Genomic DNA, 24,943 nt, shown 5'->3' with positions numbered 1-24,943 from the left:
AATCCTCCGGTTAGATGACGCTGCGGTATTGCAGAACACCGACGACGCGGCCGATCAGCTTGATTCGGTGCGCCTCGCTGGCGGGGAGAGTGTCCGACCCGCGAACCGGGTCGGCGTAGTAGGCGATGACCTCGCCGCCGATGCCCAGCGCGAGCGATCGGACGTACTGGCGACCGTCGATCTCGAAGGCGTAGATCGCGCCACCGGTGCCGATCTCGTCGCAGGGTTCGATCTGCAGCAGGTCGCCCTCTTCGATCTTCGGGGACATGGAGCCGTCAGGCATGCGGCCGGTGATCTGCGTTGCGCGGTCGCTGAAGTGTTCGAACAGGGCCGGGGAAGGCAGGATCGGCGCTGGCCTGCTGGTGGTGGTGATATGGTTTCGCTCAGCCATGGGGGTTACCTCTGTACAGGTGCTTCATGGTCAGGGGCTGCTCGATGTTGACGCATCGTGCGGCCCCGCTCTTGCCGGCTACCGGCCGGCGCGGTGACGCTCGCTCAGGTGCTCGAAACGACGCGCAACGAGGTCGCCACCTCGTCGGTCCTCGGCTGCTCGATGCCGGCTTGCTCCAGCATCCAGCCCTCGATCTTCGTGTGCCACATGCGCAGCAGGTCCAGCGGCCTCTGTCGATAGTGCTTTTCCGCGATGGCGGACGGCTTGTGTCCCATGATCTGCGCGACGATGCCGGCCGGCACCTCCACCCACTCCGACAACGTGCCGAAGGATCGGCGCAGCCCATGCAGGCTGAGCGGCGGCAGTCCGGCAGCGTTCAGCGCCTTGTTGTGCGCGATGCGCGGCTCCTGCAGTCGGCCAGACGCTGCCGTCGGGCTGCTGAACACCCAGGGGAGCGCACGCGCTGCGCGCTCTTTCGCCTTCTCCTCGTCCTCCCCGCGCATGGTGCGCACCCGCCTCGCCTCTGAATCGTGTCGCTGTTTCAGGTCGCGCAGCAGGCTCGCAACGTATGGGGTGAGGGGGATGGTGCGCACGCCCTCGACCTTGTCGCGGATGGTGAGGCTGTTCCACTGGAAGTCGACGTCGGTCCAGCGCAGGCCGGCCAGTTCTTCGCGTCGCGCGCCGGTCAGCAGCAGCGCCTGCAGATAGGCGGCATGCACAGGGTTCGCGAGGGCTCGCACCTTCTCGAACCACAGCGCCAGCTGCTCGCGCTGCATGCAATCCGTCTTCGGCTTCGCCCGCGGCAGGACATCGCGGGCCATGTTGCGGGAGCAGGCGTCCGCGTGGGTGATGGTGGCGAACTTATCTGAAGTGGCAGCCCAGCCGATGAAGGCTCGCAGCGCCCGGTAGGTCTGGGCTGCGGTCGTCGGGGCACGCTCCGTCAGCGGCTCAAGCCATTGGCGCACGGCCTTGGCGTCCAGCTCGCTCATCTTCAAGGAAAGCAGGGGGTGAAGCGGGCCAGGCTGAACCACATCCGATTCACCCGTCCGCCTGCCGCGCCGGCGCGGTTCGCCGCCGGCCTTCGCCATCGCCAGATGGTTGCGCAGGTGGCGGTCGCCCCATTTCGGTGTCCGCGCCTCGATGTAGGCCCGCCAGACCTCGCCGACGGAAACTTCGGCCGTCTTCGCCTTCTCGCGCTTGGCGGTGATGTCGGCCAGACGCGCGGCGCGCTCCTCACGCGGGTCGATGCCCTGGTCGACCAAGGTCTGCAGCCGGCGCGCTTCCGCTCGTGCGTCGTCGATGTTCCAGGCGCGCGAGTCGCCGATCGTGAGGCGGATCGTCTGCCGGTGCAGCTTCGTCTCGAAGACGAAGGACTTGGCGCCGGCCGCGGTCACCCGGACGGCGAGGCGCGGGGCTTCGGTGTCCCACAGAAACGCCTGCTTTACGCCCTCAGGGCACGTGAAGCGGCGGATGCGGTCCGGGGTCAGGCGTTCGCGTTGCAAGGCGTCTCCGGTGGCTGATTTGGGCTTTGTGTAGCCCGCATGTAGCCATCTTAGGGGAATGTCGCGGGATGTCAAGAAACGCGACAGGCGCTAAAGCAACTGAAATATATGGGTTTTCGGAACAAGCTGAACGTGCGCGAACTACTATGAACGCCGTTTTTTGCCGTCTTGTAAGCGGTAGGTCGTCAGTTCGATTCCGACAAGCGGCACCAATAAAGAAAGGCCGATTCCTTCGAATCGGCCTTTTTCATGTGCGTCGCCGCTGCGTTCAGCAGGGCGTTCAGCGCTTCTGTTCCGGGCCGCGCGCAATCAGCATGTCGGCGACGGTGCGGATGGACGGCCAGTCCTTCATCGCCTCGACGGCCGGCCCGAAGCCGGCGGCGGCCGACTGCTGCAGCGCCTGTTCGGCCATTGCCAGCATATTGGCCGAATAGCTCTTCATCGCCTCGCTCTGCAGCGTGACGAAGTTCTGGTACAGCGCGTCCGGGCTGTTCGGGTCGGCGGCTGCCGGCGCGTCGGCGTCGGCAGCGGGCGCCGCGCCCTGCAGTACGGCGAAAACGAAGCGCCCGAGCGCGCGCTGGGCCTCGGCCGAATCGGGATTGCCGAAGAAGTCCGGGTCCAGCGTGATCGCCGGGGCGGCATCGCCCTTGCGGCACTCGATGCGGCCGTCGGCGGCCAGGCGGATGCGCAGTTCGGAAGTGCTCATCTGAGGTCTCCTCAAGCGGTGTAGCGGGCGTCCGGCAACGGTGCGCCCGCATCGTCGGTGGTGAAGGCGCGCAGGCCGCTGTCGTCGGCCTCGAACCAGCAGGCGCGGTCGCGCCAGTCGGCCAGCACGTGGCGCACGCAGGGCCTGCCATCGACTTCGTGCAGATGACGGGCCGGCCGGTGCGTGTGACCGTGGATCATTCGCGCGACGTCGTGGTGGCGGAACATCGATGCGATCGCCTCGGCGTTGGCGTCCATCAGGTATTCACCCTTGCCGGCCGTGGCTTCCTTGCTGCGCCGGCGCATGTCCTCGGCGATCGCATGGCGCTCGGCCAGCGGTTTCGCGAGGAAGGCGGCCTGCCACTGTGGGTTGCGCACCATCTGGCGGAACTGCATGTAGGGCAGGTCGTCGGTGCACAGCGTGTCGCCGTGCAGCAGCAGCGTGGGTTCGCCGCCGATGTCGGCGATCAGCCAGTCGCCATGGATGCGCGCACCGGTGGCCGCAGTGAAGCCCGCGCCGAGCAGAAAGTCGCGGTTGCCAGGCAGCACGTGCAGTTCGATGCCGCGCTCGTGCAGCGCCCGCAGCGCACGGACCACCGGACGCACCGCCGGGTCGTCGACGTCCTCGTCGCCAGCCCAGGCCTCGAAGAGGTCGCCGAGCAGGAACACGCGTTGCGCGTTGCGCGCGCGACCTTCGAGCAGTGCCACGAAGGCCGCGTTCAGTGCAGGCGTGGCGGCGGACAGATGAAGATCGGAACAGAGCAGGTCCATGCCACGCACGCGGTGTTACGCCACTTCGGCGCGTTCGATCACCACGTCTTCCTTCGGCACGTCCTGGTGGAAGCCGGAGCGGCCGGTGGCCACGCCCTTGATCTTGTTCACCACGTCCATGCCTTCGGTGACGCGGCCGAACACGCAGTAGCCCCAGCCGTCCTGCGACTGTTCCTTGTCGAGAAACAGGTTGTCGCCGACGTTGATGAAGAACTGGGCGGTCGCCGAGTGCGGGTCCGAGGTGCGCGCCATGGCGATGGTGCCGACCGTGTTCGAAAGGCCGTTGCCGGCTTCGTTCTTGATCGGGGCCTGGGTGTCCTTCTGCTTCATGCCGGGCTCGAAGCCGCCGCCCTGGATCATGAAATTGCCGATCACGCGGTGGAAGATGGTGTTGTTGTAGTGACCGGCCTCGACGTAGGCGAGGAAGTTGGCGACTGTCTGCGGGGCCTTTTCGGCGTCCAGTTCGAGCGTGATGACGCCGTGATTGGTGTGCAGTTTGACCATGTTGTGTTCTCCGGTTGGGGCCGCTTGCGCGGCGGTCAGGGTTTGGCTTCGAGGACGCGGACGGACTGGATGACCACCGGCGTCAGCGGCACGTCCTGGTGCATGCCGGCGTTGCCGGTGCGCACCGTGGCGATGTTGTTCACGACTTCCATGCCCTTGATCACCTTGGCGAATGCGGTGTAGCCATAGCCGTCGCGCGACGGGTAGTCGAGCATGCGGTTATCGACCAGATTGATGAAGAACTGCGCCGTCGCCGAGTGCGGGTCGTTGGTGCGTGCCATGGCCAGCGTGCCCGGCGCATTGCGCACGCCCTTGTCGAGCGCCCGTTGCGCCTCGTTCTTCACCGGCGCCCGGGTGGCCTTCTGATTCATCTGCGGGTCGAAACCGCCGCCCTGAATCATGAAGCCGTTGATCACGCGATGGAAGATCAGACCGTCGTAGAAACCAGCTTTCACATATTCGACGAAATTGTCGACCGTGGCCGGGGCGGCTTCCGGGAACAGCTCGATCACGATGGTGCCCTGGCTGGTCTTCATTTCGACCTGCGGGTTGGCGGCGAGGGCGAACAGCGGCAGCAGGCCGGCCAGCAGGCCGAACAGGAACTTCTTCATGCGGGTGACTCCGTGTGTGTGGGAAGCGTGAAAGACAGGTGGAGCGGCGGCCGGTTCAGGCCGAGCCCTCGAAGACGATGCGCCAGCGGCCGTTTTCCTTCTGCCAGTACTGCTGCTTGCGCATCACATTGCTGAGATTATCGCTGCGGTAGTCCTGTTCGAAGGTGACGACCACCAGGTGGTCCCGGCCGGGATTGCGGAAGGTGCTCAGATTGCGCACGCCCACCTTGATCCATTTCTTCGCCGCATTGACCTCGCGCTTGTTCTGCGCGAAGGCGTCGAAATTCTTGCCGTCGGCGCTGAACTGCGGCGAGTAGTGCGACAGCAGGCGGTCGGTGTCGCGGCTTTCCCAGTCGACGCGCCACTGCTCGAGCGCGCGGTTGAATTCGGCGCGCTCGGCCTGCCAGTCGTCCAGCGTCAGCCATTCGACCTGGTCGCTGATCACCACCGGTACCGATGCGCCCTGTACATATCCGTTCAGCGCCTGGAAATCCGGATTGGCCAGCACGACGCAGCCGTCCGAGGCGCGCGGCGGGCGTGAGAAGGTGTCCGACGGCACGCCGTGCAGCCAGATGCCGTGGCCGTTGCGGCCCTGCTTGCGGTCCCAGGCGTTCGGATAGTTGATCGGCAGCGCGCCGGCGCCATAGAAATCGGTCAGCTTCTCCGGCGGCAGGAAGCCGGTCACCTGATAGACGCCCAGCGGCGTCTTCTTGTCGCCCTCACGCATTTTCTCGATGCCGAGGCGACCGTGCGACACATACCAGTCGGCGACGAAGCGCGGCTTGCCGTCGACGTTCTCGTACAGGTAGAGGCGCGAACGTCGCGCATCGACCACCAGCGCGTGGCGCTGGTCTGCCGGCAGTTGCATCAGGTAGCGCGGCACGCGATCGACCGGTGGTTTGTCGCGGTAGGCGCGGATGCGCGCGATCGCCTCGTCGCGCAGGTCGGCCAGACGCTCGGCCGGCGCATTCGGCGCATTGCCTATCGTCGTCAGCGCGCTGGCGCGCGCCATCAGCAGGTCGCCGCGTATCAGGTGGGCCAGACGGAAGTTCGGCCAGATGTGGAGCAGTGCATCGACCTGTTCCAACGCGAGGTCGAGCCGCTTGCTTTCGATCTGACGGAACACCTGTTCGAGCATCGGCTCGGGACCGCCATCGGAATAGCGGACGGCGCTGCCCGACTGGCCGGAGCCGATGGCCAGCGGCACGCACAGCGAGGACAGGAAAAGGGCGTTGCGCAGCACGCGAGCGAGCGCGCGACTGCGGGCGACCGGGGCCGTGCTCATCCGCCGACCCGCTCCTGCTGGATCAGCCAGCGGCCGTCGCGGCGCACCAGCGTCAGCGTCTTGGTCGTGCTCGTCTTCAGACCGACCGCCTTGTAGTGCTGGCGGAAGGTGGCGTCGGCATGGTCGGCGGCGACGGACTTCACCTTCACGTTCTCGACGCGGACCTCGATTGCGCCCGGCTTGGCGATGCGCGAGCGGCGTTCCGCTTCCCAGGCGTTGCGGGGTTTGCCGTCCGGTACCTTGAAGTCGGCGGCGTAGTAGCCGAGGTAGCTCTTCACGTCCTTGCGCGACCAGGCGGCGGCCCAGTCCTGCACGGTGCGGGTCAGTTCGGTAACGGCGGGCGCGGCGGCTGCCGGGGTCGCAGCCTTGGCCGGCACTGCCGGCACTGCGGCGGCGGGCGCCGGTGCGGGGGCTGCCGCTGGCGCTGGTGCGGGCGCTGCCGCGGTCGGTGCCGGCGGTTTCGGTGTCTCGGCGGGTTTAGCCGCCTCGGTCTGCTTCGCCGGCGCAGCCGGCGTGCTCGGCGCGGGCGGAGCAGACGGTGCCGGCGTGGTGGTCGCTGTCGACGGCGCGGCGGCGATCGGCGCAATGGCGCGTGGCTTCTGGTTGCCACGACTGCCGTTGCCGACCATTTCGCGGATCAGGTTCAGCTTGCTCTGTGCAGCCTTGTTCGACGAATCGAGCTGCAGCGCGCGGTCGTAGGCCTGGGTCGCCATGCGGGCGTAGATGTCGCCGAGGTTCTCATGCGCCACCGCGTAGCTCGGATGGGTGCGGATGGCCATCTCGAGCGCGGTCTTGGCCTTGTCGTACTGCTTCTGCTGCGCGTACAGCACGGCCAGGTTGTTGTAGGGCTCCGGCAGTTCCGGATAGTCCTCGGTCAGCTTCTGGAATACCAAGGTCGCTTCCGGGATCTTGCCCAGCTCCGTCAGGATGAGGCCCTTGAAGAAACGGCCCTGCGGATCGCGCGGTCGCTGCGCAAGGTAGGCGTCGATCTTTTCAAGCGCCTGTTGAGGCTGCTTCAGGCGCAAGAGCTGCTCCGCTTCCTGGATGCTGTCGGCGAAGACCGGTGAGACCGATGCGCACAGCATCAGCAGGCCGGCGATCAGGCTGGAAACGAGGCGGGAGGCGGAGCGGTGCGTAAAGGCCATGTGTTAGACTTTTTGGCGTGAATGCGTCGTTTGACAACCCCGGATCTTATCAAGAAGGCGTGCCGGCGTCCTGTCGTTGCGTCTGATTCGAGTACTTGCCCGCAGAGCGGGTCTTCCCCTTCGCAGCCCTCCCGATTTACGGCCAGCCATGCTCAAGATTTACAACACCCTCACCCGCGAGAAGCAGGATTTCGTTCCGATCGAACCCGGCCGGGTGCGCATGTACGTGTGCGGCATGACGGTGTACGACTACTGTCACCTCGGCCACGCCCGCGTGATGGTGGTGTTCGACATGGTGACGCGCTGGCTGCGTGCGTCGGATTATCAGGTTTCCTATGTCCGCAACATCACCGACATCGACGACAAGATCATCAAGCGGGCGGCCGAGAACGGCGAAACGATGCGCGCGCTGACCGACCGCTTCATCGCCGCGATGCACGAGGACGCTGACGCGCTGGGCGTGCTGCGCCCGGACCACGAGCCGCGCGCCACCGAATTCGTGCCGCAGATGCAGTCGCTGATCCAGCGTCTGGAGGCGAGGGGCCTGGCTTATCGCGCGGCCAGCGGCGACGTCAATTACAGCGTCCGCAAGTTCGACGGTTACGGCAAGCTGTCCGGCAAGTCGCTCGACGACCTGCGCGCCGGCGAGCGCGTCGATGTGATCGACGACAAGCAGGACCCGCTCGATTTCGTGCTGTGGAAGCACGCCAAGCCGGCCGAGCCGGCCGAGGCGAAGTGGGCGTCACCGTGGGGCGACGGCCGCCCAGGCTGGCATATCGAGTGCTCTGCCATGAGCTCGCAGCTGCTCGGTGACCAGTTCGACATCCATGGCGGCGGCGCCGATCTGCAGTTCCCCCACCACGAGAACGAGATCGCCCAGAGCGAGGGCGCGCACGGCCACACCTTCGTCAATTACTGGATGCACAACGGCTTCGTCCGCGTCGACGACGAGAAGATGTCGAAGTCGCTGGGCAACTTCTTCACCATCCGCGAGGTGCTGCAGAAGTACGACGCCGAGGTGGTGCGCTTCTTCATCCTGCGCGCCCATTACCGCAGCCCGCTCAACTATTCCGACGCTCATCTCGACGACGCGCGCGGCGCACTGACCCGACTTTATACGACACTGAAAAACGTGCCGCCCGCCAGCCGTGCGCCGGACTGGTCGACGCCGGCCGGCAGCCGCTTCCGCGCCGCAATGGACGACGACTTCAACACGCCGGAAGCGATGGCGGTGCTGTTCGACCTGTCGGCCGAAGCCAACCGCAGCGGTGACGCCGCCGTAGCGGGCGAGCTGCGCGCGCTGGCCGGTGTACTCGGTCTGCTGGAACGTTCCCCGGAAGACTTCCTCAAAGGCCGTGCACAGGCTGGCGGTCTGGATGACGCGCAGATCGAGGCATTGATCGCGCAACGGGTGGCCGCCAAGAAGGCGCGCGACTTCGCGACCGCCGACCGCGTGCGTGACGAACTGAAGCAGCAGGGCGTCATTCTCGAAGATTCGGCCGCTGGAACGACTTGGCGGCGTGCGTAACATGGAGTTTTGCAGTCGGGCATGCGTGCGATCACGATCAAATCGGCGTGGAACGGCCACAGTGACTGCGAAGGCTGCAGCATCCGCCAGTCGGTGCTGTTCGCCGACCTGGTAGAGGCCGACTTCGCACTGCTGCATGAGCAGATAGATGACCTGGATTACCCCTCCAGCGCCGTCATCTATCACGCCGGCGCCCACGGCGACTGGCTGTTCACTTTGCGCGCCGGGGCGATCAAGCTGGTGCGCTACGGCAACGACGGCAATCAGCGCATCCTCCGCGTGCTGCGGCCGGGCGACGTGTGCGGCCTCGAAGCGCTGGTCCGACCCGGCTACGATCACACTGCGATCACGCTGGCGCCGACCAAGATCTGCCGCATCCCGCGCACGCTGATTGAAAGGTTGAACCGGGAGACGCCGCGGCTGCAGAAACCGCTGTTCGAGCACTGGTACGCCGCACTGGCCGAAGCCGACGCTTGGCTGGCCGAGCTGGCCGCTGGCCACGCCGACGTGAAGACGCGGGTGGCGCGCCTGCTGCTGAGACTGCGCACCGACGAGGCACCCGGCAGGGCGATCCGCCTCAGCCTGGAAGACATCGGCGCCATCCTCGGCGTCGCCCCGGAATCGGCCAGTCGTGCGCTCGGGTTATTGCGACGCAGCAACCTGCTCACTGACGCGGATAGCCGCTACCACTGGCGTATCGACGCTTCAGGTCTCGCCGCGCTTCTTGCGGCGCACGATCAAGAAAACTGATCCAGCGTTGCCGAATGCAATGCCTTTTCAGGGCAGGGGCCGCCGCGTCCGAACAAATCGCATCATTCGTGACTCTTATAGCAGACATAAGACCCCGTTATGGTTAAAGTGCGTCCTCCGTGAGGATGACCGCAGGCGCAGTCGGCGGTCAGCAGGGTCCGACGCATACACCTACCCGGTGGATGCCGAGTCTGTTTCAACCGTCGAACCGGGACGGCAATGGTTACCACCCTTGTCCGATTCCGGTGGATTTTGGAGAGCGTCGCAATGAAAGTCGTCCTGTCGCCGGAGCAGCTGAACTCCGGAGAGATCCCCGTTCCGGCCTGGGTCAAAAACCGCAAGCTGGTGAAATGGGTTGCCGAGATCGCGGCGCTGACCAAGCCCGCCGCGATCCACTGGTGTGATGGTTCGCAGGAGGAGTACGACCGCCTGTGCGCCGACATGGTCGCCGCCGGCACCATGCGCCGCCTGAACCCCGAGAAGCGCCCGAATTCCTACCTCGCCTGGTCCGACCCGTCCGACGTGGCGCGCGTCGAAGACCGCACCTTCATCTGTTCCGAACGCCAGGAAGACGCCGGCCCGACCAACAACTGGATGGCCCCGGCCGAAATGCGGCAGACGCTGAACGGCCTGTTCGACGGCTGCATGCGCGGCCGCACGATGTACGTCGTGCCGTTCTCGATGGGCCCGCTGGGTTCGCACATTTCGCAAATCGGCATCGAGCTGTCCGATTCGCCCTATGTCGCCGTCAACATGCGCATCATGACCCGCATGGGCAAGGCCGTGTACGACGTGCTGGGCGAGGACGGCGACTACGTGCCCTGCGTGCACACCGTCGGCAAGCCGCTGGCCGCCGGCGAGCAGGACGTGCCGTGGCCGTGCAACGCCACCAAGTACATCGTGCATTACCCGGAAACCCGCGAAATCTGGAGTTTCGGTTCCGGCTACGGCGGCAATGCGCTGCTCGGCAAGAAGTGCTTCGCACTGCGCATCGCCTCGACCATGGGTCGCGACGAAGGCTGGCTGGCCGAGCACATGCTCATCCTCGGCGTGCAGAACCCGCAGGGCGAGAAGCACTACGTCGCGGCCGCTTTCCCGTCGGCTTGCGGCAAGACCAATTTCGCGATGCTGATTCCGCCCAAGGGTTTCGAGGGCTGGAAGGTGACCACCATCGGCGACGATATCGCCTGGATCAAGCCGGGCAAGGACGGTCGCCTGTACGCGATCAACCCGGAAGCCGGCTATTTCGGCGTCGCCCCGGGCACCAACGACAGCACCAACGCCAACTGCATGGCGTCGCTGCGCTCCGACACCATCTTCACCAATGTCGCGCTGACCGACGACGGCGACGTCTGGTGGGAAGGCATGACGAAGACGCCGCCGGCGCATCTGACCGACTGGCAGGGCAAGGACTGGACGCCGGAAGTCGCCAAGCAGACCGGTGCCAAGGCCGCTCACCCGAACGCCCGCTTCACCGTGGCTGCCACCCAGAACCCGGTCATCGACCCGGCCTGGGATGATCCGGCCGGTGTGCCGATCTCGGCCTTCATCTTCGGCGGTCGTCGTTCGACCACGGTGCCGCTGGTGACCGAGGCGCGCAACTGGATCGAAGGCGTCTACATGGCAGCCACCATGGGTTCGGAAACCACTGCTGCGGCCGCCGGCCAGCAGGGCGTGGTGCGCCGCGACCCGTTCGCCATGCTGCCCTTCTGCGGCTACAACATGAGCGACTACTTCGCGCACTGGCTCAAGCTCGGCCAGAACCTGTCCGCGCAGGGCGGTGCGCTGCCGCGCATCTTCTGCGTGAACTGGTTCCGCACCGACGAGAACGGCAAGTTCGTGTGGCCGGGCTTCGGCGAGAACATGCGCGTGCTGAAGTGGATGCTGGACCGCGTGGCCGGCGGCGCCGAGGGTGCCGAACACCTGTTCGGCACCAGCCCGCGCTACGACGACCTGAGCTGGGCCGGCACCGAGTTCAGCCGCGAACTGTTCGAGCGCATCACCTCGATCGACATCGCCGCATGGCAGCAGGAAATCGCGCTGCACGACGAACTGTTCGATCGTCTGCAGCATCGCCTGCCGGAAGCGCTGGCCGCGGTGAAGGCGCAGATCGCGAAGCAACTCGCGGCCTGACCTTGCCGGTGCCGACCGCGGGGGTGCCGCGGTCGGCAGTTCCGGACTTCGCCAAAAAAGAAAGCCCGCTTTGCGGGCTTTCTTTTTTTCGCGTGGCGGCCGGATCAGCCGGCGAAGAAGTCCTTCATCTTGTCCATCCACGACTTGGCGCGCGGGCTGTGGCTCGCTTCGTCGCTGCGGTTGATGTCGTCGAATTCCTTCAGCAGCTCGCGCTGACGCGCCGTCAGGTTCACCGGCGTCTCGACCACGACATGGCACATCAGGTCTCCCGGGTAGCTGCTGCGCACGCCCTTGATGCCCTTGCCACGCAGGCGGAACACCTTGCCTGACTGGGTTTCGGCCGGGATCTTGATCTTGGCTGCGCCATCCAGCGTCGGAATCTCGATCTCGCCACCCAGCGCCGCGGTGGCGAAGCCGATCGGCATTTCGCAGTGCAGGTCGTCGCCTTCGCGCTGGAACACCGTGTGCGGCTTGATGTGGATCTGTACGTACAGGTCGCCGGCCGGACCGCCGCCCTGGCCGCGTTCGCCTTCACCAGCAAGGCGGATGCGGTCGCCCTCGTCGATGCCGGCCGGAATCTTCACCTGCAGCGTCTTGCTGCCCTTGACGCGCCCGGCGCCGTGACAGTCGTTGCACGGGTCCTTCACCATCTTGCCGGTGCCGTGGCACTTCGGGCAGGTCTGCTGGATCGAGAAGAAGCCCTGCTGCATGCGCACCTGGCCGACACCGTTGCAGGTGGTGCAGGTGACTGGCTTGGTGCCCGGCTTGGCGCCGGTACCGCCGCAGGTGCCGCAGTCGTCCATGGTCGGAATGCGGATGCGCGTGTCGGTGCCGCGCGCCGCCTCTTCCAGCGACACTTCGAGGTTGTAGCGCAGGTCGGCACCGCGGTAGACACCGCTGCGGCCGCCGCCACGTCCTCCCTGATTACCGAAAATTTCGCCGAAGATGTCGCCGAAGGCGTCGCCGAAACCGCCGAAACCTTGGCCGCCGCCCGCGCCGCCGCCCATGTTCGGGTCGACGCCGGCATGTCCGTACTGGTCGTAGGCCGCACGTTTCTGCCCGTCGGACAGAATCTCGTAGGCTTCCTTCGCTTCCTTGAACTTGTCCTCGGCTTCCTTGCTGTCCGGATTGCGGTCCGGGTGGTACTTCATCGCCAGCTTGCGGTAAGCCTTCTTGATTTCGTCATCGGAGGCGTCGCGGTTGACGCCCAGGATGTCGTAAAAATCTTTCTTCGCCATTCGTTTTCACCACAGATGCGCCAAAGGCACAGCGCGTCAGGAGTGCTCCTGCCGCGCTGTGCCTCGGTCGTTGAACTGCTCGCTGTCAGCGTCGGGAGCGCAGCTTACTTCTTGTCCTTCACCTCGGTGAATTCCGCATCGACCACGTCGCCGTCGTCGTCCTTGCGGCCGCCGGGTGCGGCGCCACCGGCTGCTTCACCGGCCGCGGCCTGCTGTTCGGCGTACATCGCCTCGCCCAGCTTCTGCGCGGCGGTCGCCAGCGCGGCGCTCTTGGCGTCGATCGCTTCCTTGTCGCCGGAGCGGATGGCTTCTTCCACTTCCTTCAGCGCGGCTTCGATCTTTTCCTTCTCGCCGGCGTCGACCTTGTCGCCATGCTCGGCCAGGGCCTTGCGCGTCGAATGGACCAGCGCGTCTGCCTGGTTACGGGCGTCGGCCATCTCGTGCGCGCGCTTGTCTTCTTCGGCGTGCAGTTCGGCGTCCTTCACCATGCGCTGGATCTCTTCTTCCGACAGACCCGAGTTCGCCTTGATGGTGATCTTGTTTTCCTTGCCGGTGCCCTTGTCCTTGGCCGACACGTGCAGGATGCCGTTGGCGTCGATGTCGAAGGTGACCTCGATCTGCGGCATGCCGCGCGGTGCCGGGGCGATGCCTTCCAGGTTGAATTCGCCGAGCGACTTGTTGCCGCTGGCCATTTCGCGCTCGCCCTGATAGACCTTGATGGTCACCGCCGGCTGGTTGTCGTCGGCGGTCGAGAAGGTCTGCGAGAACTTGGTCGGAACCGTCGTGTTCTTCTGGATCATCTTGGTCATGACGCCGCCCAGCGTCTCGATGCCCAGCGACAGCGGGGTCACGTCGAGCAGCAGCACGTCCTTGACGTCGCCCTGCAGCACGCCACCCTGGATGGACGCGCCGACGGCGACCGCCTCATCCGGGTTCACGTCCTTGCGCGGCTCCTTGCCGAAGAATTCGCGCACCTTTTCCTGCACCTTGGGCATGCGGGTCATGCCGCCGACCAGGATGACGTCGTCGATGTCGCCGATCTTGACGCCCGAATCCTTCAGCGCGATGCGGCAGGGCTCGATCGAGCGCTCGATCAGTTCTTCCACCAGCGACTCGAACTTGGCGCGGGTGATCTTGATCGCCAGGTGCTTCGGGCCGGACGCGTCGGCGGTGATGTAGGGCAGGTTGATTTCGGTCTGCGCGCTCGACGACAGCTCGATCTTGGCCTTTTCCGCCGCTTCCTTCAGGCGCTGCAGCGCGAGGATGTCCTTCTTCAGGTCGACACCCTGGTCCTTCTTGAACTCGTCGATCACGTAATCGATGATGCGCTGGTCGAAGTCCTCGCCGCCGAGGAAGGTGTCGCCGTTGGTGGCCAGCACTTCGAACTGGTGTTCGCCATCGACGTCGGCGATTTCGATGATGGACACGTCGAAGGTGCCGCCGCCGAGGTCATACACGGCGATCTTGGAGTCGCCCGGCTTCTTGTCCATGCCGAAGGCGAGCGCAGCTGCGGTCGGCTCGTTGATGATGCGCTTGACGTCCAGACCGGCGATGCGGCCGGCGTCCTTGGTGGCCTGGCGCTGGCTGTCGTTGAAGTAGGCCGGCACCGTGATGACGGCCTCGGTCACTTCTTCGCCGAGATAATCTTCGGCGGTCTTCTTCATCTTGCGCAGCACTTCGGCCGACACCTGCGGCGGCGCGATCTTCTTGCCGCGCACTTCGACCCAGGCGTCGCCGTTGTCGGCCTTGGCAATCTTGTAGGGCATCAGCGCGATGTCCTTCTGCACTTCCTTCTCTTCGAAGCGGCGGCCGATCAGGCGCTTGACGGCGAACAGCGTGTTGGCAGCGTTGGTGACCGCCTGGCGCTTGGCCGAGGCGCCGACCAGGATTTCCCCGTCGTCGGTGTAGGCAACGATGGACGGCGTCGTGCGCGCGCCTTCCGAGTTCTCGATTACCTTGGGCTTGCCGCCTTCCATCACGGAAACGCAGCTATTGGTGGTGCCCAGGTCGATACCGATGATTTTTCCCATGTTAGGGGTCCTCTATATATATGCGGGTGGAGGAGAGAGCTTGTCTGAGGTCGAAGTGGGGCGTTTGCCCCTGCATTTCAAGGGGCTTTTCAGCCCGCTGCCTTCGAAACGATGACCAGGGCGGGGCGCAGCACGCGGTCGTGCAGCAGATAACCCTTCTGCAGCACCTGTACCACGTGGTTCGGCTCGCCCGGCGCCTCGATCTGGCTGATCGCCTGGTGCTTGTGCGGGTCGAACTTTTCGCCCAGCGGGTTCACTTCCTCGACGCTGGCGCCGGCAAAGGCCTGCACCAGCTGCTTCAGCGTCAGTTCGACGCCCTCGCGGATCTTGGCGACGTCGTTCGAGGTGTCGGCCAGCGCCGCTTCCAGGCTGTCCTTGACGGGCACCATGGCGGAAGCGAACTTCTCGCTGGCGAACTTGCCCGCCTTGATCACGTCCTCGGCGGCGCGACGGCGCATGTTTTCCGTTTCGGCCTTGGCGCGCAGCAGCGCGTCCTGCAGCTCGGCCACCTTCTGCTCGGCGGCGGCCAGCGCCTCGGGCGTTGCAGGAGCGGCCGGCGCGGCGGCTTCGATGTTGGGGGCGGCCTGCTGTTCTTCGGGCACCGGTTGCGGGGTCTGCTCGGTCATGCGTAAAGTCCTCTGAATCTGAGACCCGCCGGAAATGGGGGCGTCCGGACGCATTTCAAGCCCGGAAAGTCGACTTTCCATCAGCCTTTTGACCCATTCTTTGTCCGGCGCTTGGCGATGGCCTATCATTCGCGGTTCATGACGCGTCCATCGCTCCACACGACATGCTCGAACGCATTGGCAAATACAGGGTAATCCGCGAAATCGGCAAAGGCGCCACCGCGACTGTCTACCTGTGCAAGTGCGACGACATTGAGGAAATGGTCGCCGTTAAGCTGGTCGATTTCGGCGACAAGAACCGCGATCAGGGCAAGTGGTCGCGGCGCATGCGCAAGCTCTTCCTGACCGAGGCGGCGATCGCCGCCAAGCTCGACCACCCCAACATCATCCGCATCTACGACGCGCAGGTCGAAGAGAACCGGGCCTATCTGGTCATGGAATTCATCGACGGCCAGCCGCTCGACCACTACTGCGAGTTCAACACGATGCTGCCGCTGCCGCGTGCGGTGAGCATCGTGTTCAAGTGCGCGATGGCGCTCGATTACGCCTTCCGCCACGGCGTCGTGCACCGCGACATCAAGCCGGCCAACATCCTGATCGGCGCCAACGACCTGGTGAAGGTGACCGACTTCGGCTTGGCGCTGAACGTGGCCAAGGAAAACGACAAGGATTCGACCTTCATCATGGGCGTGGGCTCGCCGGCCTACATGAGCCCGGAGCAGGTGAAGGGCTATCCGCTGAACCAGAAGACCGACCTCTATTCGCTGGGGGTCGTGCTGTTCCACCTGCTGACCGGGCGGCTGCCCTTCCGCGCCAAGCATCCGGCCCAGCTCATCTACAAGATCATCAACGCCGACCCGCCGTCGGCGTCGCAGCTGAACCCGGAAGTGCCGGAAGCGATGGACCGGGTGATTCGCAAGGCGCTGGAGAAGGACCTCTACTCGCGCTACAAGAACGGCGCCGAGTTCGCCAAGGATCTGTCGACGGTGCGTTTCAAGATCCTCGACGACAAGTACGTGCCGCCGGACACCACGCGCTTCTCCATCCTGCGCAAGATGACCTTCTTCACCGAATTCGACGACGTCGAGGTGTGGGAGGTGTTGCGTTTCTCGAACTGGCGGCAGTACACCGAAGGTACGGTGCTGATGCGCGAGGGCGACAGCGACAACCGCTTCGGGCTGATCGTGTCCGGCCACGTCCGGGTGGTGGTCGGTGGCCGATTGCTGGCTGAACTGGGGCCGGGCGAGGTGGTCGGCGAGATGGGCTATCTCGACCCCAACCACCTGCGCCGCTCGGCGACCGTGATCGCCTCGTCGCCGGTGGCTTTTCTCGAAGTCAGCCCGTCGGCGCTGGCGCTCGCGTCGGAAGAGTGTTTGGAGCACTTCCGCGCCCAGCTCATCAGTACCGTGGTGCAGCGGCTGGCACGCGCCAATTCCGCCCTTGCCGCCCAGGGCGAGCAGGTGGTGCTGGCAACCGAATCGGGTTTTTCCGTCATCGGTGGCGGCATCGATCTCGAACTGCTGCCCGATACGCCGACACGACGCTGAGCGTTTTGCACGTGTCGGCGACCCCTGCGGCGTGAAGAACGCCCGCCGGCCCGGCTAAAGTTTCGACACGGCAGGCCGAAACTCTCCTCACAAGCACATGGCGACGCCTGTGCTATCGGAAGGAGACCGACCTTGAGCCGCAATTCAGTTTATGGCATCAGCCGCGTGGACAACGAAGCCAGCCGCACGCATGGCTGGCTCGTGACCATACAGCGACGCGGAGTGATACACCGGAAGCACTTCAGCGATGGTGTGTTCGGTGGCAAGCAGAAGGCCTTTGCCGCCGCGAAGCAGTTTCGCGACGACATCATTTCGAAATTCCCGCCCTTCTCGCTGCGCGAGTATTCGAGCATCGTCAAGAAGAACAACCGTTCCGGCGTGGTCGGCGTGTGCCGCTATTGCGCTTCCGAAACCCGTGACATGCCGGAAGACAAGCAGCGCTGGTTCTGGGTGGCTTCATGGCCGCTGCCGTCCGGTCGTCGCAAGCGGGTCAAGTTCTCGGTGAACAAGTACGGCGAGGAAGGTGCCTTCAAGATGGCGCTCAAGGCGCGCAAGGACGCGCTGAAGAAGCTCGACGGCCAGTTCGATCCGGGTGCTTCGCGGCGCGGTCGTCCGCGCAAGGCGAAGAACGACGAGAACATCGTGCCGACGCGCGCTGCGGCCTGAGCAGGACTGCATTGCGCAACAAAAAGGCGACCGTGAGGTCGCCTTTTTTCATTGCTTCGCGCCCATCTCCGTTGCGGCACGCGCTTGCAGTGCAAGGTCGGCCGGTGGCCGGCCGGCCTCGTCCCACCAGTGGCCCAGTTCACGGCGCACGATGCCGCCCAGCGCGGCGATCCAGTCCGGCCGCTCGTTCAGGCAGGGGATGTAGCTGAACTGCTTGCCGCCGCGACCGATGAAGGCGTCGCGGTTCTCGACCGCGATCTCCTCCAGCGTTTCCAGGCAGTCGGCGACGAAGCCGGGACACATCACCTCGACGCTGCGCAGGCCGCCCTCGGCCAACTTTTCCAGGGTCGGCTGCGTATACGGTTCGAGCCAGCGGGCGCGGCCAAAGCGCGACTGGAAGGTGACGAGATAGTCCTCTTTCGCCAGCCCGAGGGCCTCGGCGATCAGGCGGCCGGTCTTGTGACACTCGCAGTGGTAGGGATCGCCCTTTTCCAGGTGGAAGTGCGGCACGCCGTGAAAGGACATGACCAGCTTGTCGGCCCGGCCGTTCTTCTGCCAGTGCTCGCGCACGCTGGCCGCCAGCGCGTCGATATAGTCGCGGTCACCGGCGAAGGCGCGGACGTAGCGCATTTCCGGCAGATTGCGCCAGCGCAGCAGCGCGCGCGCCATTTCGTCCACCACCGAACCGGTCGTGCTGGAGGCGCCCTGCGGGTACATCGGTACCATCAGAATGCGGGTAAAACCGTCGGCCTTCATCTGCTGCAGTACGTCGGCAATCGACGGGCTGCCGTAGCGCATCGCGTGCCGCACCTCGATCTCGCGCTGCCCTTCGGCCACCATCCAGCCGCGCAGCAGCTTGGTCTGCCTTTCGGTATGCACACGCAGCGGCGAGCCCTCGTCGGTCCACACGGTCGCGTACTTTTCCGCCGACTGCTTCGGGCGCACATTGAGGATGATGCCGTTGAGTATCAGCCACCACAGCGGCTTCGGCACCTCGACCACGCGGTCGTCGGACAGGAATTCCTTCAGGTAGCGGCGCAAAGACGGCGCATCGGCCTGGTCCGGCGTACCCAGATTGACCAGCAGCACGCCGGTGCGCGGCATCTGGCCGTGTGAATAGGGCGGTTCTTCGACGAAGCGGGACATATCCGGTTTTCTTGTTGTGATCCGTCCCGGTGGAGACGGGTTTTCAGGTCTGGCTCAGGTCTGACTCAGGTCTGACTCAGGTCTGACTCAGGGCGCTCGACAGCAGTTTGGCGGTGACGTCCACGATCGGAATCACGCGCTCGTAGGCCATGCGCGTCGGTCCGATCACACCCACGGTGCCCACCACCTGACCCTGCACCTCGTACGGCGCGGTCACCACGCTGCATTCGTCGAGCGGGGCCAGACCGGATTCGCCGCCGATGAAGATCTGCACGCCATCGGCCCGCTGCGACAGGTCGAGCAGACTGGCCAGCTGCGTGCGCTGATCGAACAACGAGAACAGCTCGCGCAGTCGCGACATGTTGGACGCGAGATCGTCGACTTCGAGCAGATTGCGCTCGCCGCTGATGACGTACTGCCCCTTGTCGTCGGAGAAGGCCTCGTTGCCGGCCTGCAGCGCGGCCGACATCAGCGTGGTCAGATCGCCGTGCAACTGCTTCAGTTCCGCCTGCAGCCGGCCGCGGATCTCGTCAAAATCGAAGCCGACGTAGTGCTGGTTCAGGTAGTTGGCCGCACTGACCAGCTCCGACGGTGAAAAGTTGCGTTCGGTCAGCAGGATGCGGTTCTGCACCTCGCCGGTGTCGGTCACGATGATGAGCAGGATGCGTTTGTCCGACAGGCTCAGGAACTCGATCTGGCGGATGCGCGGCAACTGGCGGCGCGGCGCGACCACGATGCCGGCGAAGCGGGTGAGCTGCGACAGCAGCTGCGAGGCCTGATTGACCAGCAGCCGCGGATCGGCCGGGCGCAGCTCGCCTTTCAGTTCGCTGATCTGGCCGGGCTCAAGTGGCTGCACTGACAGCAGTGTGTCGACGAAGAAGCGGTAGCCGCGCGGCGTCGGGATGCGGCCAGCCGACGTGTGCGGGCTGGCGATGTAGCCCATGTCCTCGAGGTCGGACATGACGTTGCGTATGGTCGCCGGCGACAGATCGAGGCCGGAGTACTTCGACAGCGTGCGCGAACCCACCGGCTGGCCGTCGGCGATGTAGCGCTCGACCAGGGTCTTGAGCAGCAGTCTCGAACGATCTTCAAGCATGGTGCGGGTGGCGGGATACGGATCCTGATGCGGTTGCGGAGACTGATTCTAGAGCAGCGCCGGCATGTTGGCGCCGTCAGCGCACCGATATTGACACAGCCGTCGTCACACCGCCGTGCCGTCGATGATGGGTCAGGGCTTTGTGGTTTAATTCGGTGATGAAAAACGAATCCCCGGCCTTTGGCTGCGTCGCGCTGATCGGCAAGTACCAGAGCGCCGAAGTGGCCGAGTCACTGCGCGCGCTGGCGCACTGGCTGAGCGAGTCCGGGCGCGAGGTGCTGATCGAGCAGGCATCGGCCGAAGTGCTGCCGGACGACCGCTTCGAGGTGGCCGATTTCGATACGCTGGGCCGCCGAGCGAAGCTGGCGGTGGTGGTCGGCGGCGACGGTTCGCTGATCAGCGCCGCGCGCAAGCTGGCGCCGCACGACGTGCCGCTGGTCGGCATCAACCAGGGCCGTCTCGGCTTTCTGACCGACGTCGCCCGCTCCAACATGCTGGCGGCGATGGAATCGCTGATGCAGGGCCAGTTCCGTCCGGAGCGGCGCGCGCTGATGCAGGCTTCGGTGCTGCGCGAAGAGACCGAGGTGTTCTCCGCGTTCGCCTTCAACGACGTGGTCATCTCGAAGGGCGACCTTGGCCGCATGATCGAGTTCGAAATGCGGGTCGACGACGAATTCGTCTACAGCCAGCGTTCCGACGGCCTCATCGTATCGACGCCGACCGGCTCGACCGCCTACTCGCTGTCGGCCAACGGACCCATCCTGCATCCATCGCTCGGCGGCATGCTCATCGTGCCGCTGTGCCCGCACGCGCTGTCGTCGCGCCCCATCGTGCTTGGCGATTCGGCCGTGCTGAAGGTACGCCTGTTCTCGCGGCACGACGCGCGGGCGCATTTCGACGGCCAGGAACACTGCAACCTGCAGGGCGACGACGTACTGCGCATCGAGCGTTCGCCGTATCGCGTTACCTTGCTGCACCCGCCCGGCTACAGCTACTTCTCGATGCTGCGCGAAAAGCTGCGCTGGAGCGAGGCGCCCAAGGAAGTCTGAACCTCACGTCTGAGTCCCTTTCGTTTCATGCTCGAACGTCTTTTCATCCGCGACTTCATCCTGGTCGACCGGCTCGAACTCGACTTCGCGTCCGGTTTCGGCGCGCTGACCGGCGAGACCGGCGCCGGCAAGTCCATCTTGGTCGATGCGCTGGGGTTGCTGCTCGGTGGCCGGGCCGATGCCTCGGTCGTGCGCGCCGGCTGTGACCGGGCGGAACTGTCGGCCGAATTTTCCTGCGCCGCCGACAGTGCCGTTGCCAGTTGGCTGAAGGAACAGGATTTCCAGCTGGAAGAGGGCATGGTGATCGCCCGTCGCGTCATCGACGCCGGCGGACGTTCGCGCGCCTACATCAACGGCGCACCAGCCAGCGTGAGCCAGCTGCGCGATCTGGGCGGGCAACTGGTCGACATCCACGGTCAGCACGCCCATCAGGCGCTGATGCGCGAAACGGCACAGCGCGCGCTGTTCGACCAGCACGCCGGTCTGACTGCGCAGGTGGCGACCGTCGGGCGGCTGCATCGCGAATGGCAGCAGCGCGAACAGGCGCTGACCCGCGCGCTGCAGGACCGCGACGCCGCCGAGCGCGAGCGCGAGCGGCTGCAATGGCAGGTCGAGGAGCTGACCGCACTGGCCTTCGAGCCGCAGGCCTGGGCTGAACTGCAACAGGATCACGGCCGACTGGCGCACGCCACACAATTGCTCGAAGGCTCGGCCGAGGCGCTGGCGCTGATCGAGGAGGGCGAAGCGGCGCTCGACGGGCAACTGGCGCACATCGCGTCGCTGCTTGGCCGGCTGGAAGCCTTCGACGCCTCGCTCGGCGAATGTCGTGGCCTGATCGAGTCGGCCGCCACACAGGTCGACGAGGCGGCGCGCGCACTGCGCGCCTACGCGCATCGTATCGATGCTGACCCGGCCGCGCTGGCGCGTGCCGACGAGCGGATCGCGACGGTGCTCGCCTGCGCACGCAAGTATCGTGTCGATCCGGATGAACTGCCGCAACTGCTGGCCGACAGCCAGGAAGGGCTGCAGCGGCTGGAGGCGGAATCCGACCCGGCCGCGCTCGAAGCGGCGCGCGATGCCGCACGGGCGGCCTGTGTCGAGGCGGCCAAGGAACTGTCCGATGCGCGCCGGCCGGCGGCAAAGCAGTTGTCAGAGGCGGTGACCGCGGCAATGTCCGAGCTGGCGATGCAGGGCGGGCGCTTCGAAGTGGTGCTGAAGCCGCTCGATCAGCCGTCGGCCACCGGCCTCGAAGAGGTCGAATTCCATGTCGCCGCCAACCCGGGGCAGCCGCTTGCACCGCTGGCCAAGGTGGCCTCCGGCGGCGAGCTGTCACGTATCGGGCTGGCCATCCAGGTCATCGCCAGCGCGCGCAGCGGCACGCCGACGCTGGTGTTCGACGAGGTCGATGTCGGCATCGGCGGCCGCGTGGCCGAAGTGGTCGGGCGTCAGCTCGCCCGTCTGGGCGAGGCGCGGCAGGTGCTGTGCGTGACCCATCTGCCGCAGGTGGCGGCGCGGGCGGACTGGCAGTGGTCGATCGCCAAGCGCAGCGAGGGCGGGCAGACGCGCAGCTCGGTCACGCCGCTGGATGCGCCGGCGCGCGTAGACGAGATCGCCCGCATGCTGGGCGGCGAGGTGATCACCGACACCACCCGCGCGCACGCGCGCGAAATGCTCGGCGCCTGATCAGTTCAGCCCGACCGCCAGCGTGATCACGCCGGTGGCGACGAACAGGCCGGCGGCGATGCGCCGTATCCAGTCCACCGGCAGCCGCTGCGCCAGTTTCTGGCCGACATACACCGCCGGTACGTTCGCGATCATCATGCCCAGCGTCGTGCCGGCAACCACCCAGACATAGGCGTCCTCGAAGCGGGCGCCCAGCGCCACTGTCGCCAACTGTGTCTTGTCGCCCATTTCGGCCATGAAGAACAGCAGGGTCGAGGTCAGGAACACGCCGTGCGCGCTGCCGACTTCGGTTTCCTCCAGTTTGTCCGGCACCAGCGCCCACAGCCCGCAGCCGATGAAGGCGAGGCCGACGATCCAGCGCAGCACCTCCGGCGACAGGACGGAAGCGACCAGCGCGCCGAGCCAGGCGGCCAGCGCGTGGTTCAGCACGGTGGCCACCAGTATGCCGAGGCAGATGGCACGTGGCCGGCGCATGCGCGCCGCCAGCACGAAGGACAGCAGCTGTGTCTTGTCGCCGATTTCGGCGAGCGCGACCAGCGCGGTGGAGGCGATCAGTGCATCCATGGGCAAGCCGCCGGACGGCGGCGAGGGTGAGCGCGGCTGGACTCAGCCGCGGGGTGTGGTCTTGCGCTTGTTCGGGCAGGCTTCGGTCGAGCAGTCGGCGAAGATGGTCAGCGCGTGGTCGTGTACGGTGAAGCCGCGTTCCTTGGCCACCTTGATCTGGCGGCGTTCGATCTCGGCGTCGTAGAACTCCTCGACCTTGCCACACTGGATGCACACCAGGTGATCGTGGTGGTGGCCTTCGTTCAGTTCGAACACCGCCTTGCCCGACTCGAAGAAATGGCGTTCGAGCAGGCCGGCCTGCTCGAACTGGGTCAGCACGCGGTAGACCGTGGCGAGGCCGATGTCCATGTCCTCCTGCAGCAGGGCCTTGTAGACGTCCTCGGCGCTCATGTGGCGCACGTCTGCACGCTGGAAAAGCTCGAGTATCTTCAGTCGCGGCAGCGTCGCCTTGAGGCCGATGTTCTTCAGGTTCTGGGAATTTGCGCTCATCCGGGTCGTCTGGAGGCTATAGCAAGGTCGCTATAATATAGACTTTCGCGTCCGGCCCGGCGTTCCGCCTGCGGTCGCCCGATCATCACCCGAGTCCTGCCCGCGATGTCCCTCGCTCCCTTCGTCACCCTGAGCCGCGTCTTTATCGCGCTTGTTCCGTTGATTGCCGGCTGCAGCAGCTTCGAGGTGCCCGATGCGCTCGACGTCACCAGCAAGCTCAATCCCTACCGTATCGACATCCGTCAGGGCAATCTGGTCACCCAGGAGATGGTCGGTCAGCTCAAGGCGGGCATGAGCCGCGAGCAGGTCCGCTTCGTGCTCGGTTCGCCGATGCTGGCCGACGTGTTCCACCCGGACCGGTGGGATTACGTCTATTACTTCAAGCCGGGCAACAAACCGGAAGACACGCAGCAGCGCCGGCTCATCGTCTATTTCGAGGACGACAAGCTGGTCAGCGTGGGCGGCGATGTGGTTGCGGCGGAAGATGGCGAGATTCAGCCGCCCGAGCCGCGCACGCGCACGCTCGACCTGGGCGAGGTTGCGGTGCCCGAGAAGAAGTGAAACCGGGCGCTGCAAGCGTCCGCACACAGCGAACTGAAAGGATTTCATGTCACCGATGCGCATAGCGATCGCGGGGGCATCCGGCCGCATGGGCCGCATGCTGATCGAAGCCACCACGCGTGACGAGGGGGCGACGCTGGTCGCGGCCCTCGATCGCCCGGACTCTCCAGCGATCGGCGAGGACGCCTGCGCCTTCCTCGGCATCCGGAGCGGCGTGCTGATCCGCGGCGATGTCGAGGCAGCGCTCGCGGGCGCCGATTTCCTGATCGACTTCACCCGCCCGGAAGCGACACTTGCGCATCTCGACGTGTGCAAACGACTGGGCGTCAAGATGATCATCGGCACCACCGGCTTCAGCGACGCACAGCGTGCGCAACTGACCGAGGCGTCGAAGGAGTTGGCCATCGTGTTCGCGCCGAACATGGCGGTCGGCGTCAATGCCGTGTTCAAGCTGCTGGACGTCGCGGCGCGCATCCTGAACAGCGGCTACGACATCGAGGTGATCGAGGCGCACCACCGGATGAAGGTCGATGCGCCGTCGGGTACCGCGCTGCGCATGGGAGAGGTGGTGGCCGATGCGCTCGGCCGTTCGCTGGCCGACTGCGCGATCTATGGTCGCGAAGGACACACCGGCGAGCGCGATGCGAACACCATAGGATTCGCCACAGTGCGCGGCGGCGACATTGTCGGCGATCACACGGTGCTGTTCGCCGGCATCGGCGAGCGGGTCGAGATCACGCACAAGGCGGCCAGCCGCATGCCCTACGCGCTGGGCAGCCTGCGCGCTGCGCGCTGGCTGGTCGAGCGCAGCAGCGGTCTGTACGACATGCAGGACGTGCTCGGACTGCGCTGAATCGCAACGGCTGCAGCGGCGCTTCAGTGCTGCGGGTGAGTGTCGTTAATTCTGCAGGATCCTGTTCGGT

24 protein-coding genes are annotated in these 24,943 nt (G+C 65.6%); 9 read left to right on the top strand and 15 right to left on the bottom strand.

What is annotated here, in order from left to right:
* Positions 1-10: 10 nt before the first annotated feature.
* The 8 genes from AC51BJ_RS05270 to AC51BJ_RS05235 form a co-directional block, all read right to left on the bottom strand.
* Positions 11-391 carry a S24 family peptidase gene (locus AC51BJ_RS05270; RefSeq protein ID WP_496279542.1) on the bottom strand — a complete coding sequence of 127 codons (381 nt, stop codon included), beginning with the start codon at positions 389-391 and terminating at the stop codon, positions 11-13.
* 104 nt (positions 392-495) lie between these two features.
* Positions 496-1,893 carry a tyrosine-type recombinase/integrase gene (locus tag AC51BJ_RS05265; RefSeq protein ID WP_496279541.1) on the bottom strand — a complete coding sequence of 466 codons (1,398 nt, stop codon included), beginning with the start codon at positions 1,891-1,893 and terminating at the stop codon, positions 496-498.
* Between the two features lie 280 nt (positions 1,894-2,173).
* On the bottom strand, positions 2,174-2,599 hold the full coding sequence (locus tag AC51BJ_RS05260; RefSeq protein WP_430434613.1) for a hypothetical protein: 426 nt from the start codon (positions 2,597-2,599) through the stop codon (positions 2,174-2,176).
* An 11-nt stretch (positions 2,600-2,610) separates the two neighbouring features.
* The gene (locus AC51BJ_RS05255) at positions 2,611-3,369 is read right to left on the bottom strand and encodes a UDP-2,3-diacylglucosamine diphosphatase (RefSeq protein WP_496279540.1); all 759 of its coding nucleotides are present in this window, start codon (positions 3,367-3,369) and stop codon (positions 2,611-2,613) included.
* A 15-nt stretch (positions 3,370-3,384) separates the two neighbouring features.
* A complete protein-coding gene (locus AC51BJ_RS05250; RefSeq protein ID WP_020165313.1) occupies positions 3,385-3,873 on the bottom strand; it encodes a peptidylprolyl isomerase in 489 nt (162 codons plus the stop codon).
* 35 nt (positions 3,874-3,908) lie between these two features.
* Positions 3,909-4,484, bottom strand: a complete 576-nt coding sequence (locus tag AC51BJ_RS05245) for a peptidylprolyl isomerase (RefSeq protein ID WP_019917475.1) — start codon at positions 4,482-4,484, stop codon at positions 3,909-3,911.
* Between the two features lie 55 nt (positions 4,485-4,539).
* Positions 4,540-5,769 carry a L,D-transpeptidase family protein gene (locus AC51BJ_RS05240; RefSeq protein WP_496279539.1) on the bottom strand — a complete coding sequence of 410 codons (1,230 nt, stop codon included), beginning with the start codon at positions 5,767-5,769 and terminating at the stop codon, positions 4,540-4,542.
* Positions 5,766-6,914, bottom strand: coding sequence for a nuclear transport factor 2 family protein (locus AC51BJ_RS05235; RefSeq protein ID WP_496279538.1), 1,149 nt, complete (start codon positions 6,912-6,914; stop codon positions 5,766-5,768). The genes AC51BJ_RS05240 and AC51BJ_RS05235 overlap by 4 nt, the downstream gene beginning before the upstream one ends.
* Positions 6,915-7,062: 148 nt before the next feature.
* On the opposite strand from AC51BJ_RS05235, the gene cysS reads away from it, so the two are divergent.
* The 3 genes from cysS to AC51BJ_RS05220 all read left to right on the top strand — a co-directional run bounded on the left by cysS (position 7,063) and on the right by AC51BJ_RS05220 (position 11,325).
* Positions 7,063-8,442, top strand: coding sequence for a cysteine--tRNA ligase (gene cysS, locus AC51BJ_RS05230; RefSeq protein WP_496279537.1), 1,380 nt, complete (start codon positions 7,063-7,065; stop codon positions 8,440-8,442).
* A gap of 21 nt (positions 8,443-8,463) precedes the next feature.
* Positions 8,464-9,192: a Crp/Fnr family transcriptional regulator gene (locus AC51BJ_RS05225; protein ID WP_304002479.1), complete on the top strand. Its 729-nt coding sequence runs from the start codon at positions 8,464-8,466 to the stop codon at positions 9,190-9,192.
* A 267-nt stretch (positions 9,193-9,459) separates the two neighbouring features.
* A complete protein-coding gene (locus AC51BJ_RS05220; RefSeq protein ID WP_496279536.1) occupies positions 9,460-11,325 on the top strand; it encodes a phosphoenolpyruvate carboxykinase (GTP) in 1,866 nt (621 codons plus the stop codon).
* Positions 11,326-11,429: 104 nt separating this feature from the next.
* On the opposite strand, the gene dnaJ is transcribed toward AC51BJ_RS05220, so the two are convergent.
* The 3 genes from dnaJ to grpE form a co-directional block, all read right to left on the bottom strand.
* Positions 11,430-12,563: a molecular chaperone DnaJ gene (dnaJ, locus tag AC51BJ_RS05215; RefSeq protein ID WP_019917486.1), complete on the bottom strand. Its 1,134-nt coding sequence runs from the start codon at positions 12,561-12,563 to the stop codon at positions 11,430-11,432.
* A 104-nt stretch (positions 12,564-12,667) separates the two neighbouring features.
* Entirely contained in the window at positions 12,668-14,593 is a 1,926-nt protein-coding gene (gene dnaK / locus AC51BJ_RS05210; protein ID WP_024300337.1) for a molecular chaperone DnaK, read from the bottom strand.
* Positions 14,594-14,682: 89 nt separating this feature from the next.
* A complete protein-coding gene (grpE, locus tag AC51BJ_RS05205; protein WP_430434605.1) occupies positions 14,683-15,219 on the bottom strand; it encodes a nucleotide exchange factor GrpE in 537 nt (178 codons plus the stop codon).
* Between the two features lie 164 nt (positions 15,220-15,383).
* Between grpE and AC51BJ_RS05200 the strand changes: the two genes are divergently transcribed.
* Positions 15,384-16,766 (top strand): protein kinase domain-containing protein, encoded by a 1,383-nt coding sequence (locus tag AC51BJ_RS05200; protein WP_496279535.1) that lies wholly within the window; start codon positions 15,384-15,386, stop codon positions 16,764-16,766.
* A gap of 132 nt (positions 16,767-16,898) precedes the next feature.
* Positions 16,899-17,432 (top strand): AP2 domain-containing protein, encoded by a 534-nt coding sequence (locus AC51BJ_RS05195; RefSeq protein ID WP_020165304.1) that lies wholly within the window; start codon positions 16,899-16,901, stop codon positions 17,430-17,432.
* A 48-nt stretch (positions 17,433-17,480) separates the two neighbouring features.
* On the opposite strand, the gene hemH is transcribed toward AC51BJ_RS05195, so the two are convergent.
* Both hemH and hrcA read right to left on the bottom strand, forming a co-directional pair.
* Positions 17,481-18,578, bottom strand: a complete 1,098-nt coding sequence (hemH, locus tag AC51BJ_RS05190; protein ID WP_430434604.1) for a ferrochelatase — start codon at positions 18,576-18,578, stop codon at positions 17,481-17,483.
* Positions 18,579-18,654: 76 nt separating this feature from the next.
* Positions 18,655-19,674: a heat-inducible transcriptional repressor HrcA gene (gene hrcA, locus AC51BJ_RS05185; protein ID WP_430434603.1), complete on the bottom strand. Its 1,020-nt coding sequence runs from the start codon at positions 19,672-19,674 to the stop codon at positions 18,655-18,657.
* Between the two features lie 158 nt (positions 19,675-19,832).
* Here hrcA and AC51BJ_RS05180 point away from each other — a divergent pair, with 158 nt between their 5' ends.
* Both AC51BJ_RS05180 and recN read left to right on the top strand, forming a co-directional pair.
* Positions 19,833-20,723: an NAD kinase gene (locus tag AC51BJ_RS05180; RefSeq protein ID WP_496279534.1), complete on the top strand. Its 891-nt coding sequence runs from the start codon at positions 19,833-19,835 to the stop codon at positions 20,721-20,723.
* A 27-nt stretch (positions 20,724-20,750) separates the two neighbouring features.
* Entirely contained in the window at positions 20,751-22,406 is a 1,656-nt protein-coding gene (recN, locus tag AC51BJ_RS05175) for a DNA repair protein RecN (protein ID WP_496279533.1), read from the top strand.
* Here the strand turns inward: recN and AC51BJ_RS05170 are convergent, their stop codons facing one another.
* Entirely contained in the window at positions 22,407-22,970 is a 564-nt protein-coding gene (locus AC51BJ_RS05170) for a TMEM165/GDT1 family protein (protein ID WP_496279532.1), read from the bottom strand.
* 42 nt (positions 22,971-23,012) lie between these two features.
* Complete coding sequence (gene fur / locus AC51BJ_RS05165) at positions 23,013-23,459, bottom strand: ferric iron uptake transcriptional regulator (RefSeq protein ID WP_019917499.1); 447 nt, start codon at positions 23,457-23,459, stop codon at positions 23,013-23,015.
* 105 nt (positions 23,460-23,564) lie between these two features.
* On the opposite strand from fur, the gene AC51BJ_RS05160 reads away from it, so the two are divergent.
* Together AC51BJ_RS05160 and dapB are read left to right on the top strand one after the other, a co-directional pair.
* A complete protein-coding gene (locus AC51BJ_RS05160; protein WP_496279531.1) occupies positions 23,565-24,020 on the top strand; it encodes an outer membrane protein assembly factor BamE in 456 nt (151 codons plus the stop codon).
* A 55-nt stretch (positions 24,021-24,075) separates the two neighbouring features.
* Complete coding sequence (gene dapB, locus AC51BJ_RS05155) at positions 24,076-24,873, top strand: 4-hydroxy-tetrahydrodipicolinate reductase (RefSeq protein WP_430434598.1); 798 nt, start codon at positions 24,076-24,078, stop codon at positions 24,871-24,873.
* The last annotated feature ends 70 nt before the right edge of the window (positions 24,874-24,943 follow it).

It is taken from the genome of Methyloversatilis sp. S146-33, assembly GCF_059552495.1.
Note: the sequence above shows the minus strand (reverse complement) of the source record. Positions and strands in the feature narration are given on the sequence as shown.